The following is a 15,587-nucleotide window of genomic DNA, read 5'->3' as shown; positions in this document are numbered from 1 at the left end:
GGCGGTTCGGGGTCCACCCCTCAGCCGTTGGAGTACTTCGCCCGCCGCTTCGCCTGCGTCGGGTCCGAACCCCGCACCACCGTCCGCAACGCCCCCGCGGACCCCGCCACCGCCACGTCTCCGTCGGTGTCCGTCCGCAGCACCCGCGCGCCCGTCCGCGCCAGCAGCTCCAGCGTCGGCGCGGCCGGGTGGCCGTAGTCGTTGACCTCCCCCACCTCCACGATCGCCACCCGCGGCCTGAGTTCCGTGTAGAGCTCGGGGAACTGGTTCGCCGATCCGTGGTGGGCGACCTTCACGACGTCCACCACCGTCCCCTCGGGAACCTCCGACAACGCCCGCCGCTGACCGTCGCGTTCCAGGTCGCCGGTCAGCAGCACCGACACCCCGGCCACGTCCGCCAGCAACGCGATGCTCGCGTCGTTCACGTCGGAGGAGTCCGGCGCGGACTCCTCCGACACGGCGGGCAGCGGCGCCAGCACCGTCCACGACACCGAACCCGCCGAACCGGTCAGGCCGGAACTCAGCACCGTGACGTCCGCCCCGGCACCTGCCGCGATCTCCGCCACCCTGCGCGCGGCGGGTTCGACGGCCAACGGCGAGACGAACACCTCCCCCACCTCCCGCCCGTCCACCGCACCGGCGAAACCCCCGACGTGGTCGGCGTGGAAGTGGGTCAGCACCACCGCGTCCAGCCGCTGCACCCCCAACCGGTCCAGGCACCCGTCGACCAGCACGTCGTCCGGACCCGCGTCGACCAGCACCGCCGACGACGGCCCCGACCGCAGGACGACCGAGTCGCCCTGCCCCACGTCGCACCCGACGACCAGCCAGTCCGGCGGCGGCCACGGCCCCGACGGCGCACCCCAGCGCGGCGCGCACCGCACCAGTGCCGCACCGCCCACCACCAGCACGAGGGCCAGCCCCAACCACCTCCGCGGCCGGGAACCACTACCCCGGGAACCACTGCGCCGGAAACGCACCACGGCCGCCACCGCCCCGAGCAACAGCACCGTCAGGACGACCACGACCAGCACCCCGGTCACCCCGCCGGGAACGGTCACCGCCACCGGCAGCCTCGCGGCGACGCGGGCGAGACCGGCGATCCACCACGCGCACAACCCCGCCGGCCAGGCCAGCCACGTCGCCCCGGTCGACCACACCGGCGAGACGAGCGTCGCCGCCAACCCCAGCACCGTCGCCGGCGCCACCGCGGGGGCGACGAGGACGTTCGCCGGGATCGACAGCGGGTTCACCGCCGGCTGCAGCAGCACCAGCACCGGGCCGCAGACCACCTGCGCCGACACCGGGACCGCCACCGCGAAGGCCACCGGGCGCGGGAACCCCAACTCCAGCAACCGTTCCGCGAAGGGGCGCCCCAGCAGCACCAACGCCCCCGTCGCCAGCACCGAGAGCACGAACCCGAACTCGCGCGCGAGCCACGGATTCGCGACCAGCAGCACCAGCACCGCCGCGGCCAGCACGGGGACTCCCCGCACGGGTCGGCCCACCGCCAACCCGACCAGGCCCACACCCCCCATCACCGCGGCGCGCAGCACGCTCGGATCCGGCCGGGCGAGCACGACGAAACCCACCAGGCCGGTCGCCGCGACGACGAGGCGGGCCCGCCGGCCGAACCCCAGCCACGACGCGACCAGCACGAGGAACCCCACGACGAGGGTCGTGTTCGACCCGCTCACCGCGGTCAGGTGGGTCAGCCCGACGGCCTTCATGTCGTCCTCGAGGTCGCTCGGGAGGCGGGACGTGTCGCCGACGACGAGGCCGGGCAGCAGCCCGCGGGCGTCCGCGGGTTGCGGTTCCACCGCCTCCCGCAGACCCCCGCGCAGCCGCTCCGCGCCCCGGAACACGCGGCCGGCCGATCCCACCACCTCGGGTCGCCCGCTCGAGGAGACCACGGCGGCGGACCGTTCACCGGGGTCCGCGGGTCCCAGCCGACCGCCGAACTCCACGCGCTCCCCGAGGTGCACCCGAGCCCACCCCTCGGCGTCGGCGAACACCGTCACGCGCGCCGCGACCGGGATGTCACGACCGCGAGCCTGCAGTCGCGACACCGTCACCTCGACGACGACCCGCGGCGGTCCGCCGGGCCGCAGCGCCGTGATGGCCCGGGGATCGCTGCTCACGACGCCGGTCGCGGTGACGCTCACCTGCCGTTCCGCGAGATCGGCGATGCCCCCGTGGCCGGACCGGGCCTGGTGCAGCACGACCGAGGTCAGGACGAGTGCGGTCGCGACGAGCACCAGGAGGAGCCGGGCTCCCCGGCGGAGCACGACGAGCGCGCCGCCGGTCAGCGCCACCCCGACGAGCAGACCGCCGAGGGACGTCCTGGCGGCGAGCGGGTGGGCGATCACGACGAACGCCGACAGCCAGGCCAGGACGGCGGCCGCCACGAGCCGCAGGTCGAGTCCGACGGTCACACCGTCACCAGGTCCCGGACCCCGTCCAGCAGTTTCGGCCCGATGCCGGTCACCTCGCCGAGGTCGTCGACGGAGGTGAACCGGCCGTTCTCCTCCCGCCAGGCGACGATCCGGCCGGCGAGCACCTCCCCCACCCCCGGCAGGGCGTCGAGCTGCTCGGCCGTGGCCGCGTTCAGGTTCAGCGGTCCACTGCCGCCGGAGCCACTCGCCACCACCGGCCCCGCGACGGCCTGCCCCGGAGCGGGCACCAGGACCTGCTCGCCGTCGACCAGGACACGCGCGAGGTTCACCGCGTCGAGGTCGGCGTCCGGCAACGGACCGCCCACCGCGGCGAGGGCGTCCCCGACCCGGCTCCCGCCGGGCAACGTCACCAGCCCCGGGGTCGCGACCCGTCCCGCGACGTGCACGACGACCGGGGTGCCCGAGACGTCCGGCGCGGGAGAGCTCGAGACCGCCACCGTCGCCGTCCGTCCGGGCAGGACGTCCCCCGCGGGCGTCGCGTCCTCGGGCCAGGAACGCCACGCGGCGACGGCCAGCCCCGCGGCCACCAGCAACGCGACGATCAGCACCCCGACCGCAGCGCGCGGACTCACCCGCACCCGCGCCGCCCGGACGGAGGGCGGTGTCCGGTCGGCGATCCGCCGGCGCAGTTCGCCGGTACCGGAAGCGAACGGCTCCTCGGTCTCGTCGTCCCAGTCCTCCTCGAGGTCGTCCTCCACCGCGTCGGGCACGACGGGTTCCACCCGCCGGAACTGTCGGGACGCCAGCGCACGCGCTCGGTGCGCCGACTCACGCGGCCGGTAGGAGGAGGACACCTCGGCACGCTAGGTGGGCGCCCGGCACCGGGCGGGTCGCCGCCACCGCGCCTGTGGACGAGACTGCCCCGCAGGAACCTGTGGAGACCGCGGTGTCCGGGTGGTCCGCCGCACCCGGCCCGACGCTCAGCCGCTCGGGAGTTCCCGCTCGATCTGGGCCCCGACCTCGGCGACCATGTCGACGTCGTCGGGGTGCAGCAACCACTGCACCTGCAGACCGTCCATGACCGCGACCAACCGTCGGGCCGCGGACGCCGGCGCGGGGTGGGCGCAGTCGGCGAAGGCGTCGGTGAGGGTGGCGACGACGGAGCGGTAGCGCTGGTCGAAGAACTCGTGCGCGGGGTGCTCCGGCGAGGCGGACTCCGCGGCCAGGACGGTGAACAGCTCCACGACTCCGCGACGGGACTCGTTGCGGCGCACCACCTCGAGCAGCGCCGCGAGGCGCTCGCGGCCCGCACCGACCTGCAGGCCCGACGCTGCGGCGTCGTCCACGTCACGGCGTTCGAGCACGGCGAGCAGCAACGACTCCTTGCTCCCGACGTGGTGCTGCAGACCGGCCGGGGAGAGCCCGCAGCGGGCCGCGAGGTCGCGCATCGACGCCGCCCGGTACCCCGCTTCGGCGAACAGCGACACCGCCTCGTCGAGGATCTGCTCCCGGCGCGCTCGCCCCTTCGCGTACTCCCCACGGATGGCCATCCCCAATACCTATCACCTGCATGGTTTTCGGGGGTAGCCTCTGCGCCATGACCGACACCGACGTCCCCACCACCCCGCAGGGTGTCCTCGCGCAGCTCACGCTCGAGGAGAAGGCGGCCCTGCTGGACGGTTCCGACTTCTGGCACACCGAACCCGTCGAACGCCTCGGCGTCCCCGCGCTGATGGTCACCGACGGCCCGCACGGTCTGCGCAAGCAGCCCGAAGGGGGCGACCACCTCGGCCTGAGCGGCAGCGTCCCCGCGACCTGCTTCCCGCCCGCCGCCGGGCTCGCGTCGTCCTGGAACGTCGACCTGCTGCGCCGCGTCGGTGCGGCCCTGGGCCGCGAGACCCGCGCCGAGAAGGTGTCGGTCCTGCTCGGGCCGGGCGTGAACATGAAGCGGTCCCCGCTGTGCGGGCGCAACTTCGAGTACTTCTCCGAGGACCCCGTGCTGGCCGGCGACCTCGCCGCCGCCATGGTCGACGGCGTCCAGAGCCAGGGCGTCGGGACGTCGCTGAAGCACTACGCCGCGAACAACCAGGAGACCCGGCGGATGACGATCTCCGCCGACGTCGACGAGCGGACGCTGCGCGAGGTCTACCTGACCGCCTTCGAGCGCGTCGTGAAGCAGGCGCAGCCGTGGACGGTCATGTGCTCCTACAACCGGATCAACGGCGTCTACGCCTCCGAGGACCCCTGGTTGCTGACCACCGTCCTGCGCGAGGAGTGGGGTTTCGCCGGCCTCGTCGTCTCCGACTGGGGTGCGGTCAACGTCCGCGAGGACGGCGTCGCCGCCGGTCTCGACCTGGAGATGCCCTCGTCCTCGGGAGCGGGCACCCAGCGCATCCTCGCCGCCGTGGCGGCCGGGACCCTCTCCACCGAGGACGTCGACCGCGCCGCCCTGCGCGTCCTGGAACTCGTCGAGAAGTCGAAGGCCGCCCTCGCCGACCCCGGTTCGTTCGACGTGGCCGAGCACCACGCCCTGGCCCGCGAGGCCGCCACCGAGAGCGCCGTGCTGCTGAAGAACTCCGGCGACGTGCTGCCGCTGGCCGCGACCGGCGGCACCATCGCCGTCGTCGGCGAGTTCGCCCGCACCCCGCGCTACCAGGGCGCCGGCAGTTCCCAGGTGAACCCGACCCGGCTCGACGACGCGCTGACCGCCCTGCAGGCGCAGTTCGCCGGCCACCGTGAGGTCACCTTCGCCGCCGGGTTCGTCCCCCAGGACGAGGAGGTCCAGCCCGGGCTCGTCGCGGAGGCCGTCGCGAACGCGGCCGCCGCCGAGGTCGTCGTGCTGTTCCTCGGCCTGCCCGCCTCCTACGAGTCCGAGGGCTACGACCGCGACCACACGAACCTGCCGCCCGCGCAGCTCCACCTGCTCGAGGAGGTCGTCGCCGCGAACGCGAACGTCGTCGTCGTCCTGGCCAACGGGTCCGTCGTCAACCTCGCACCCTGGCAGGGTTCCGTGCCGGCCGTCCTCGAGGGCTGGCTCGGGGGCCAGGCCGGTGGCGGTGCCGTCGCCGACCTGCTCTCCGGGGTCGCGAACCCGTCCGGCAAGCTCGCCGAGACCGTCCCGCTGAACTACCTCGACAACCCCACCGTCGGGAACTTCCCCGGCGAGAACGGCCACGTCCGCTACGGCGAGGGTCTGCTCATCGGCTACCGCTGGTACGACGCGCACCAGCTGCCCGTCGCCCACCCGTTCGGCCACGGCCTCTCGTACACGACCTTCGCGTACTCCGACCTCAGCGTCGTCGACCGGGGCGAGCACGTCGAGGTCTCGCTCACCGTGGAGAACACCGGCGCGCACGCCGGGACGGAGACCGTGCAGGTCTACGTCAGCGACCACGAGGCGAGCGTCTACCGGCCCGAGCAGGAACTGAAGGGGTTCGCCCGGGTGACCCTGGCCGCCGGAGCACGCGACCGCGTGGTCGTCTCCCTCGACGCCCGCGCGTTCTCGTTCTGGCACAGCGCCGCCGGTCGGTGGGTCCTCGAAGGGGGCGACTTCGGGATCCGCGTCGGGTCGTCCTCCCGCGACATCCGGCTCGCCCGGACCCTGACCCTGCAGGGTCAGGGCGTGAAGCTCGAACTCGCCGTGGACGCCGAGGCCGAGGAGTGGCTGGCCCACCCCGTCGCCGGGGACGCCGTCCGCAGCGCGCTCGAGGGCACGATGTGGTCGGAGATGCTCTTCGACGAGCACAACGGGCAGATGATGCGGGCCATCCCGCTGCAGCGCCTCACCCGCTTCCCGGGGTTCCCCCTCGCCGAGGGCGATCTGCCGGAACTGGTCGCGAAGGCCAACGCCTCCTGAGGACCCGCGACGCACGAGGAGCCCGCCCGGATCCCGGGCGGGCTCCTCGCGCGCCGTGCTCAGAGCGGGAGGGTCATCACGACGTGGGGCCGTTCCTCGCTGTCCCCGCGCCACCCCTCGGTCATGCCGAGCTTGCGGGCCACGGCGAAGCTGGCGACGTTGTCGGGGTGGATGATCGAGATCAACCGCCGCAACCGCAGCACGTCACGGGCGTAGCCCACCCACATCGACGCCGCCTCGGTCGCGAACCCCTGGCCCCACGCCGACCGGGAGAGCCGCCAGCCGATCTCGACGTCGTCGGGGTACCAGCGCATGTGGTGCAGACCGGTGAACCCCAGGAACCGCCCGTCCTCGCGACGTTCCACCGCGGACAGCCCGAACGGGTTCTGCTCGAAGACCCCGTCGCAGCGCTCGGCCAGCGCGTCGGAACCCGCGCGGTCCAGCGGCGCGGGGAAGTGCCGCATCACCTCGGGATCGGCGTTGAGCTCGGCGAAGGGTTCCCGGTCGGCCGCGGTCCAGCGCCGCAGCAGCAACCGGGGTGTGACCAACCGGAAACCCTCGTTCACCGCCGGACTCCTCAGGCCGGGACGATGTTGACGAGCTTCGGCGCCCGGACGATGACGGTCCGCAGGCCCCGCCCCTCGAGCGCGGCCTGGACCTTCTCCGAGCTCAGCGCCAGCTCCTGCAACGCCTCCTGGGTGATGTCCGGGGACACCTCCAGCCGGTCACGCACCTTGCCCTGGATCTGGACCACGCACGTCACGGTGTCCTCGACGAGCAGCGCCTCGTCGACGACGGGCCAGCCGGCGCGGGCGACGCACGGGTCGTGGCCCAGCAGCGACCACATGTCCTCGGCCGTGTACGGCGCGACGAGCGACAGCATGATCGCCGTCGCCTCGGTGGCCTCGCGGACGGCGGGGTCCCCGCCCCCGACGCCGGAGTCGATCGCCTTGCGGGTCGCGTTCACGAGTTCCATGACGCGGGCCACGGCGACGTTGAAGCGGAACGCCTCGACGTGCTGCGACACCTCGTGCACGGTCTTGTGCGTGATCGAGCGCAGGGCGTTGTCACCCGTGGAGGGGTCCACCCCTGCAGCGGAGGTGACGTCGCGCGCCAGGCGCCACGCCCGGCCCAGGAACTTCGAGGAACCCGACGGGGACACGTCGGCCCAGTCGATGTCGTCCTCGGGCGGGCCCGCGAACGCCATCGTCAGCCGGATGGCGTCGACGCCGTGCTCCTCGAGCTGGTCGGAGAGCCGCACGATGTTGCCCTTGGACTTGCTCATCGCCGAACCCTCCATCTGCACCATGCCCTGGTTCAGCAGGCGGGTGAAGGGTTCGTCGAAGGGCAGGTAGCCCAGGTCGTGCAGCACCTTGGTGATGAACCGGGCGTAGAGCAGGTGCAGGATCGCGTGCGTGACGCCGCCGACGTACTGATCGATGGGGCCCCACTGCGCGATGAGGTCCCGGTCGAACGCCTGGGTGTCGTCCTTCGGGGACACGAAGCGCAGGTAGTACCAGGACGAGTCGACAAAGGTGTCCATCGTGTCCGGGTCCCGGCGCGCCGGAGTTCCGTCGACGGGGCTGGGCACGTTCACCCAGTCCTCCGCCGCCCCCAGCGGCGAGGTGCCCTTGGGGGTGAGGTTCAGACCCTCCGAGGGCGGCAGCACGACGGGCAGCTGGTCCTCGGGGACCGGGACCTCACCGGTCTCGGTGTGCACGATGGGGATCGGGGTGCCCCAGTAGCGCTGACGCGAGATCAGCCAGTCGCGCAGGCGGTAGTTCTTCGCCGCCCGGCCCTTGCCGGCCGCGACCAGGTCCTCGACCGCCCGGGCGATGCCGGCCTTCTTGTCCAGGCCGTCCAGCGCGCCGGAGTTCACCAGCCTGCCGTCACCGGCCGTCGCCTCGCCGGACTCCACCGGGTCGGGCAGGGGGTTGCCGTCCGCGTCGCGGACGTCGACGACGACCCGGACGGGCAGGCCGAACGCCTTGGCGAAGTCGAGGTCACGCTGGTCGTGCGCGGGCACGGCCATGATCGCGCCGGTGCCGTAGTCGGCCAGGACGTAGTCGGCGGCCCAGATCGGCAGCCGCTCCCCGTTGACCGGGTTCACCGCGAAACGACCCAGGTCGACCCCGGTCTTCTCGCGCTCCGAGGCGAGGCGGTCCATGTCGGAGGTCTCCTGCACCTGGGTGCGGTAGACCTCGAACTGCTCACGGACCTCCGGCGACGCGCCCGCGGCCAGTTCCTCGGCCAGGTCGGAGTCGGCCGCGACGACCATGAAGGTCGCGCCGTGCAGGGTGTCCGGTCGGGTCGTGTAGACGCTGATCGGCTCCGCGCGGCCCTCGATGACGAACTCGACCTCGGCGCCGGTGGAGCGCCCGATCCAGTTGCGCTGCATCGAGATGACCTTGGCGGGCCACTGGCCCTCCAGGGCGTCCAGGTCGTCCAGCAGCCGGTCGGCGTAGTCGGTGATCCGGAAGTACCACTGGGTCAGCTTCTTCTTGACGACCTTGGCGCCGGAACGTTCCGAGGTGCCGTCGGGCAGCACCTGCTCGTTGGCCAGCACGGTCTGGTCCACCGGGTCCCAGTTGACCAGGGAGTCCTTGCGGTAGGCCAGTCCCTTCTCGTACAGCTTGAGGAACAGCCACTGGTTCCACTTGTAGTACTCGGGGTCGGACGTGTGCAGGACCCGGTCCCAGTCGAAGGAGCACGCGTAGCGGCGCATCGACGCACGCTGCTGGGCGATGTTGTCGTACGTCCACTGCCGCGGGTCGAGGCCGCGCTTGATGGCGGCGTTCTCGGCGGGCAGACCGAAGGCGTCCCAGCCGATCGGGTGCATCACGTCGAAACCGCGCTGCAGCCAGTACCGCGCGATGACGTCCCCGAGCGCGTACGCCTCGGCGTGACCCATGTGCAGGTCGCCGGAGGGGTACGGGAACATGTCCAGCACGTACTTCTTCGGGCGTTCGTCGCCCGCCTCACCGCTCGTGAACGGCTTGCGCTCGTCCCAGACCGGCAACCACTTCTCCTGCAGCGCGAACGCGTCGTAGCGGTTCTCGTCCGCCTCGTCCCGTGCCTGCGTGTCGGCCTGCGTCATCTCGTCCTCCCGGTGCGTCCGTGCGTCCCGCACCTGAACCTCCTGCGGACAGCGGAAGACCCCTCACTCAGGAGGGGTCACGGCGCCGGCACCTGCGAGGTCGCAGCAGCTCAGCGCCGGCTGGCAAGTCGGCGGGAAGACACGACCGACAGCCTACTCCGTCGGACTCACGAGCGTTCCGGACGGGCCGAGCGGTCGGCGCGACGTCGACCCCAGCCGTGCTGCGGGGTGCTGCGACGCAACGCGCGACGCTGGGCCAGGGCCTGCTCGGCGCGCACCAGCAGGTCGGTGACGCCACCCTCGTCCCAGGGCGCCAGCACGGCCGCGCCGGCCTCGACGGACAGCCGCGCACTGGGCGCCCCGCCGGCGGTCGCGGCCGGGTCGAGGGCTGCGGCGACCTGCAGCCGCTCCTGCGCCAACCCGACGCGCATCCGCCGTTCCAGCTCCTGGGCGTGCAGCCCGGCCCCGGGTCCCAGGACGATGAAGCGGCCCTCGTCCACGCGGGCGACGACGTCGGAGGTGCGGGTCGCGGCCCGCAGCGAACCGGCCGCGGCGGCCCACTCGGCCTCCTGCTGCCGGCGCTGCTCGTCGGCGCTGCGCACGAGGCCACCGACCTGCACACCGGGGGTGACCTCGATGATGCAGGCGTGCACGGCGCCCCCGGAGCGGCGGGCCGACTCCAGCACCTGGTTGCCGATGAGCATCAGCCCCCGACGGTTGAGCAGCCCCGTGACCACGTCGTTGACGTTCTCGTCCCGGGCGTGCTCGAGGGCGGACACCAGCGAGTCGGCGGCTCGCTCGGCCTCCCGGTGCGCCCGGTGCGCGACCGCGAGAGCCGCGGCGAGGATCCCCGCGAGCGCCAGGGCGCAGCCGAGGGCGACGAGGAGGGTGGTGGTCACCGGGGCCACGGTGGCCGTGACGGCGGTCGCGAGGACCCCCGCCACGGGCACGGCGACGAGAGCGGTGGTCCACGTGCGGCCGGCGGGGCTGCTGCTGGCGCGCGCCGGACGGACCGAGGGCTCGGAGGATCCGGGGGTGCTGTTCACCCTGGTGACGTCGGCACGCGGAGGTGTCGGCTGGATGGGGCGAGAGGGTGACGAGCGCATCCGTGCATCGTGACGCGGCGATCCGGGTGGACCGCCCGTCTCAGGCCGTGGCGCGCGAGAACTCACCCGCCCGGCGCACCTGGTCCTCGTCCGGGCGAACGCCGGTGTAGAGGACGAACTGCTCCGCGGCCTGCAGGGCGGCCACCTCGGTCCCGGTGACGACCTGCTTGCCCAGCTCACGACCGAGGCGGACGAAGGGGGTGTCCTCGGGGACGGCGACGACCTCGAAGACGGCGTCGGCGGCCTCGACGGCGGCCCGCGGCACGGGGAGGTCCGCGGCGGCGGAGCCACCGGCCATCCCGACGGGGGTGGCGTTCAGCAGCAGGGTCGGGCGGTGCTCCCCGAGGTCGGGCACCCAGCGCGCGCCGTGGGCCGCGGCGAGCGCCGGGCCGGCCTGGGGGTTGCGGGCGACGACGACGAGGTCGTCGAAGCCGTTGTCGCGCAGGGCGGCGAGCGAGGCCTTGGCCATCCCGCCGCTGCCGAGGACGGCGGCGGGGCCGCTGGGGACGATGCCGTGGGTGGCGAGGAGGCCGGCGACGGCGAGGTAGTCGGTGTTGTGGGCGACGAGGTGGGCCACCCCGTCGATCGGGGTGTTGACGATGGTGTTGACCGAGTCGATGGCGGCCGCGGAGGGGTCGAGGGCGTCGACGAGCGGGATGACGGCCTCCTTGAAGGGCATCGAGATCCCGGCACCGCGGATGCCGAGGGCGCGGAGGCCGCCGATCGCGGCGGGCAGGTCGGTCGTCGTGAACGCCTTGTAGACGAAGTCGAGCCCGAGCTCGGCGTAGAGGAAGTTGTGGAACCGGGTCCCGAGGTTGCTGGGCCGGCCGGACAGGGAGAGGCACACCTGGGTGTCTTTGGAGAGCACGACCCCATCCTGGAACACACCGAGGATGTTGATGGTTCAATGACAGTGTGAACAGGTCCGCGAAACGCATCGGGTTCCTCTCCTTCGGGCACTACCAACCCGTCGCCGGGTCGGCGGCCCGCACCGCCCGCGACGCCCTCGTGCAGACGGTGGAACTGGCGGTGGCGGCCGAGGAACTCGGCTTCGACGGCGCCTACGTCCGCGTCCACCACTTCGCGCGTCAGCAGGCGGCCCCCTTCCCGGTCCTCGCCGCGATGGCCGCGCGCACGAGCCGCATCGAGCTCGGCACCGGCGTCATCGACATGCGCTACGAGAACCCGCTCTACATGGCGGAGGAGGCGGCGATGACCGACCTCATCTCCGACGGCCGGCTGCAGCTCGGCGTGAGCCGTGGTTCACCCGAGCCCGCCCTGCACGGTCCCGCGACGTTCGGCCACGTCCCGGCCGAGGGTGAGACCGAGGGCGACATGGCCCGGCGTCACCTCGACGTCTTCCGCCACGCCATCGCCGGCGGCAAGGTCGCCGAGGCGAACCCGCGGATGACGGGCAGTTCGCGAGCGCTGCCGGTCCTCCCCCAGGCCCCGGGCCTCTCCGACCGGATCTGGTGGGGCTCCGGCTCGCGCGAGACCGCGCGCTGGACGGCCGAGCAGGGCCTGAACCTCATGAGCTCGACCCTGCTCACCGAGGACACGGGCATCCCCTTCGACGAGCTGCAGGCCGAGCAGATCGCCCTGTACCGCCAGGTCTGGAAGGACTCCGGTCACTCGCGCGAGCCGCGGGTCTCGGTGTCGCGCAGCGTGATGCCGATCGTCAACGACCTCGACGAGGCCTACTTCGGCCGCGACCGGCACTCCACCGACCAGGTCGGTTCGCTCGGCGAACCCGGCCTCGCCCGCTTCGGGCGGACCTACGCCGGGGACCCGGACCAGGTCGCGGAGGACCTGGCCAAGGACGTGGCCGTCCAGGAGGCCGACACCCTGCTGGTGACGATCCCGAACGCCCTCGGGGTCGACTACAACGCCCACCTCATGAGCTCGATCGTCGAGCACGTGGCCCCTGCCCTGGGGTGGACGCGCGCGTCCTGACCTCCTCCCGCACGACCGCGGCCCGGGCCTCGACCTCGTCGAGGACCCGGGCCGTCGTCGTCCTCGGACCCACCGCGCACCGCCCCGCACGTCCGGCCTCTGGCGCGGGCGGGCGGATCGGCGCACGCTGGTGACGAGCCCGGCGACGAGGAGGCGCATCGTGGACGTGTCCCGACGAGGTGCCGTCACGGCCGGCGTCCTGGGCCTCCTCGCCGCCCCCGCCGGACCGCGACCCGATGACGTCTCCCTCAGCGCCACCGACCTGCTGACCGGGCGTCGCCTCGAGCACCGCGCCGAACGCCCCTGCCCCGTGCTGACCCTCTCCGCCGGTCTCGCCCTCGGCCTCCTCCTGCGCGAGCGCGGTGTGGACGAGCTCACCCGCGTCGTCCGCTTCACCCGCGGTGACGTCGTGCGCTCCTCCCCCGTCTGCGCCTGGCACCTGCAGCAGGGGTTGTCCCTGGCCCGTCTCGGCGACGCGGCCCTGCGTCGCGGCGACGCGACGGCCACGAACCTGCTCGTGCGCCACGTCGGCGGGCCCGCGGCCCTCACCGGGTTCTGCCGGGAGCTCGGCGACGAGTGGACGAGGCTGGACCGGGTCGCCCCGGCCTCCTGCGGCGGTGACCCCTGGGACCCGCGCGACACGACCACGGTCACGGCCCTGGCTCTCGACCACGCGGTGCTGCTCCTCGGCGGCGTCCTCCCGCCCGGCAGCCGGGGTGTGCTCAGCGGGCTGTTCCCCACGGCCCGCCTCGCCGGCGGGTGGGAGTTCAGCGGGAGCACCGCCACCGCGCGCTACGGCTCCGTCGTCGCCGTCGGCACCGCGCGCCGGGACCGGCGTCGCGTCGTGCTGGCCGCTGCCGTGCGCAGCGGGCAACCGGGGACGTGGGGCTCGGAGCGTGCTCTCGTCCCGGTGCTGGACGACGTGCTGGCCGGCCTGGATCGCAGGTGGTGAAGTCCCGGGAACGACGGAAGGCCCGGACTCTCGTCCGGGCCTTCCGTCTGCGGTGGAGCTGAGGGGATTCGAACCCCTGACCCCCTCCATGCCATGGAGGTGCGCTACCAGCTGCGCCACAGCCCCGCTTTCGTCACTCAGGGTTTCCCCCGGCAACGAGGACAACACTACCGCACCGGCCGGGGTGGTCCGAACCACCCCGGGGCGCGGCGTCAGCCCTCGGCGCCCACCGCAGCGCCGGGCGGGCCGGCGTTGTACTCCTCCAGGACCCACTCCCGGGAACGGCGGCGCAGCACCGCCCAGTGGGCGTTGCGGAAGCCCGCGAAGGCGCTGCCCGCGGTCACCGGCAGGTCGAGGAGGCGCAGCACACCCGCCTTCAACGCCGCGCCGTGCGAGGCGACGAGCAGGGTCCCCCCGTCGGGGACCGCGGCGGCGTGCGCCTCGACGGCGGCGGCGATGCGCTCACCGAGCCGGGTGCGGGTCTCGCCCCCACCCATCGCGACGTCGTCGCCACGACGCCAGGCCGCGTGCTCCTGCGGCCACTTCCGCGCGATCTCGGCGCCGACCAGGCCCTGCCACTCCCCCGCGTCGACCTCGCGCAGGGCGGGGTCACGGGTGAGGGTGTGCCCGGTGCGGGACGTGAGGGCCGAGGCGGTGTCGAGCGCGCGGACGAGGTCGCTGGAGACGACCACGTCGATCGGCAGGGTGCAGAGGTGAGCCGCCGCTGCGGCGGCCTGGGCCCGCCCGACGTCGTCGAGGGGGACGTCGAGCTGGCCCTGGAAGCGGTTCTCGGCGTTGAACGGGGTGCGCCCGTGACGCCAGAGGACGACGGTGGAAGCCGTCACGCCTGACTGTCGGACGGCGCGGACGCCGCCGTGGACGCGGTAGCCGCCAGTTCGATGACCGGGCAGTCCTTCCACAGCCGCTCGAGCGCGTAGTACTCGCGCTCCTCGGTGTGCTGGACGTGCACGACGAGGTCGACGAAGTCCAGGAGGACCCAGCGGCCTTCGCGTTCGCCCTCGCGGCGCACCGGCTTGGAGCCCATCGGGAGGAGCTTCTCCTCGATGGCCTCGGCGATGGCGCGCACCTGGCGTTCGTTGGGAGCCGAGGCCACCAGGAAGGCGTCGGTGATGAAGAGCTGGTCGGACACGTCGAGCGCGATGACGTCGGTCGCGAGCTTGTCCGTCGCCGCGGCCGCGGCGCTGGTCACCAGCTCGAGGGCTCGATCGGTTGCGGGCACGGAACTCCTCGCCTGCATGAGCAGGTGTCGGCCGGGCACGAGGCCCGGGAAGCGGTCAGTCCGCTGATTCTCCCACGGCGAGAGCCTCCTGCCGGGCGCCGACCGCCGCACCCTCCGCCGGGGCCGCGTACAGGCCGTGCTTGGAGATGTGCTGGACGACACCGTCGGGCACGAGGTACCAGACCGGGAGGCCGCCGGCGACGCGATCGCGGCAGTCCGTGGAGGAGATCGACAGCGCCGGGACCTCCATCAGGCTGACCCCGTCCAGCGGCAGGCCGTCGTCGCTGAGGGGGTGGCCCGGCCGGCTGACGCCGACGAAGTGGGCCAGCGACCAGAGCTCCGCGACGTCCTTCCACTGCAGGATCTGCGCGAGGGCGTCGGCGCCCGTGATGAAGAAGAGGTCGGCCTCAGGACGGATCTCACGCAGCTCACGCAGCGTGTCGATCGTGTACGTGAACCCGCCGCGGTCGATGTCGATGCGCGACACCGTGAACCGCGGGTTCGACGCCGTCGCGATCACCGTCATGAGGTAGCGGTGCTCGGCCGGGGCGATGTCGACGCGCGACTTCTGCCAGGGCTTGCCCGTGGGGACGAACACGACCTCGTCCAGGTCGAAGCGGGCGGCCACCTCGCTGGCGGCCACCAGGTGCCCGTGGTGGATCGGGTCGAAGGTGCCACCCATGACCCCGACCCGGGGCCGGCGACCCGCCGACGAGCTCAGTGGCGGGTCCCGACGCTCTTGAACGCCAGCGTCACGATGAGCATCATCGCGAGGAGGCACAGCGCCACGATCATGAAGGCGATGGGCGGCATGGGCAGCTTCCCGTGGACCTCTTCGGTCGCCTGGTTGGCCTGCGCGACGAGCGCGTGCAGCATGGTCGTCCTCCTGGCTTGCGGGCTGGTGCGTGCTGATCGGTGCGTGCTGGGTCGTGCGGTGGAGCCGGTGGTCAGTCTGTCACGGCGCGCGGAGCACCGCGGGGCGGGTGT

Annotated in this window: 14 protein-coding genes and 1 tRNA gene; 3 read left to right on the top strand and 12 right to left on the bottom strand. The window is 73.2% G+C overall.

Going from position 1 to position 15,587, the window contains the following annotated elements:
- Positions 1–20: 20 nt before the first annotated feature.
- The 3 genes from OG218_RS22350 to OG218_RS22340 form a co-directional block, all read right to left on the bottom strand.
- Positions 21–2,435, bottom strand: coding sequence for a ComEC/Rec2 family competence protein (locus OG218_RS22350; RefSeq protein WP_328295421.1), 2,415 nt, complete (start codon positions 2,433–2,435; stop codon positions 21–23).
- Complete coding sequence (locus OG218_RS22345) at positions 2,432–3,178, bottom strand: ComEA family DNA-binding protein (protein WP_328295420.1); 747 nt, start codon at positions 3,176–3,178, stop codon at positions 2,432–2,434. Before OG218_RS22345 ends, OG218_RS22350 begins: the two co-directional genes overlap by 4 nt.
- Before the next feature lie 198 nt (positions 3,179–3,376).
- Complete coding sequence (locus tag OG218_RS22340; protein ID WP_328295419.1) at positions 3,377–3,946, bottom strand: TetR/AcrR family transcriptional regulator; 570 nt, start codon at positions 3,944–3,946, stop codon at positions 3,377–3,379.
- Positions 3,947–3,993: 47 nt separating this feature from the next.
- Here OG218_RS22340 and OG218_RS22335 point away from each other — a divergent pair, with 47 nt between their 5' ends.
- The gene (locus OG218_RS22335; RefSeq protein ID WP_328295418.1) at positions 3,994–6,252 is read left to right on the top strand and encodes a beta-glucosidase; all 2,259 of its coding nucleotides are present in this window, start codon (positions 3,994–3,996) and stop codon (positions 6,250–6,252) included.
- 59 nt (positions 6,253–6,311) lie between these two features.
- Here the strand turns inward: OG218_RS22335 and OG218_RS22330 are convergent, their stop codons facing one another.
- The 4 genes from OG218_RS22330 to OG218_RS22315 form a co-directional block, all read right to left on the bottom strand.
- Complete coding sequence (locus OG218_RS22330) at positions 6,312–6,818, bottom strand: GNAT family N-acetyltransferase (protein WP_328295417.1); 507 nt, start codon at positions 6,816–6,818, stop codon at positions 6,312–6,314.
- A gap of 11 nt (positions 6,819–6,829) precedes the next feature.
- Positions 6,830–9,349 carry a leucine--tRNA ligase gene (leuS, locus tag OG218_RS22325; protein WP_442906542.1) on the bottom strand — a complete coding sequence of 840 codons (2,520 nt, stop codon included), beginning with the start codon at positions 9,347–9,349 and terminating at the stop codon, positions 6,830–6,832.
- A 167-nt stretch (positions 9,350–9,516) separates the two neighbouring features.
- Entirely contained in the window at positions 9,517–10,395 is an 879-nt protein-coding gene (locus OG218_RS22320) for a GGDEF domain-containing protein (RefSeq protein WP_328295415.1), read from the bottom strand.
- Positions 10,396–10,495: 100 nt separating this feature from the next.
- Entirely contained in the window at positions 10,496–11,323 is an 828-nt protein-coding gene (locus tag OG218_RS22315; RefSeq protein ID WP_328295414.1) for a shikimate 5-dehydrogenase, read from the bottom strand.
- 47 nt (positions 11,324–11,370) lie between these two features.
- Between OG218_RS22315 and OG218_RS22310 the strand changes: the two genes are divergently transcribed.
- Together OG218_RS22310 and OG218_RS22305 are read left to right on the top strand one after the other, a co-directional pair.
- Complete coding sequence (locus OG218_RS22310; RefSeq protein ID WP_328295413.1) at positions 11,371–12,408, top strand: LLM class flavin-dependent oxidoreductase; 1,038 nt, start codon at positions 11,371–11,373, stop codon at positions 12,406–12,408.
- A gap of 160 nt (positions 12,409–12,568) precedes the next feature.
- Positions 12,569–13,360, top strand: a complete 792-nt coding sequence (locus tag OG218_RS22305; protein WP_328295412.1) for a serine hydrolase — start codon at positions 12,569–12,571, stop codon at positions 13,358–13,360.
- 53 nt (positions 13,361–13,413) lie between these two features.
- Here the strand turns inward: OG218_RS22305 and OG218_RS22300 are convergent.
- The 5 genes from OG218_RS22300 to OG218_RS22280 form a co-directional block, all read right to left on the bottom strand.
- Positions 13,414–13,486, bottom strand: a tRNA-Ala gene (locus OG218_RS22300).
- An 86-nt stretch (positions 13,487–13,572) separates the two neighbouring features.
- Positions 13,573–14,205 (bottom strand): histidine phosphatase family protein, encoded by a 633-nt coding sequence (locus OG218_RS22295; protein WP_328295411.1) that lies wholly within the window; start codon positions 14,203–14,205, stop codon positions 13,573–13,575.
- Entirely contained in the window at positions 14,202–14,600 is a 399-nt protein-coding gene (rsfS, locus tag OG218_RS22290) for a ribosome silencing factor (RefSeq protein ID WP_328295410.1), read from the bottom strand. The genes OG218_RS22295 and rsfS overlap by 4 nt, the downstream gene beginning before the upstream one ends.
- Positions 14,601–14,655: 55 nt before the next feature.
- Positions 14,656–15,321, bottom strand: a complete 666-nt coding sequence (gene nadD, locus OG218_RS22285) for a nicotinate-nucleotide adenylyltransferase (RefSeq protein ID WP_380162162.1) — start codon at positions 15,319–15,321, stop codon at positions 14,656–14,658.
- A complete protein-coding gene (locus tag OG218_RS22280; protein ID WP_328295408.1) occupies positions 15,318–15,476 on the bottom strand; it encodes a hypothetical protein in 159 nt (52 codons plus the stop codon). Before OG218_RS22280 ends, nadD begins: the two co-directional genes overlap by 4 nt.
- Positions 15,477–15,587 lie beyond the last annotated feature (111 nt).

It is taken from the genome of Kineococcus sp. NBC_00420, assembly GCF_036021035.1.
Lineage (GTDB): Bacteria > Actinomycetota > Actinomycetes > Actinomycetales > Kineococcaceae > Kineococcus.
The sequence above is the reverse complement of the archived record's forward strand: the minus strand, read 5'-3'. Positions and strand labels throughout refer to the sequence as shown.

Bases quoted from the DNA above. Each gene is read 5' to 3' on its own strand.
- OG218_RS22340 (WP_328295419.1), bottom strand. From the start codon at position 3,946: ATGGCCATCCGTGGGGAGTACGCGAAGGGGCGAGCGCGCCGGGAGCAG.
- OG218_RS22335 (WP_328295418.1), top strand. From the start codon at position 3,994: ATGACCGACACCGACGTCCCCACCACCCCGCAGGGTGTCCTCGCGCAG.
- leuS (WP_442906542.1), bottom strand. From the start codon at position 9,349: ATGACGCAGGCCGACACGCAGGCACGGGACGAGGCGGACGAGAACCGC.
- OG218_RS22280 (WP_328295408.1), bottom strand. From the start codon at position 15,476: ATGCTGCACGCGCTCGTCGCGCAGGCCAACCAGGCGACCGAAGAGGTC.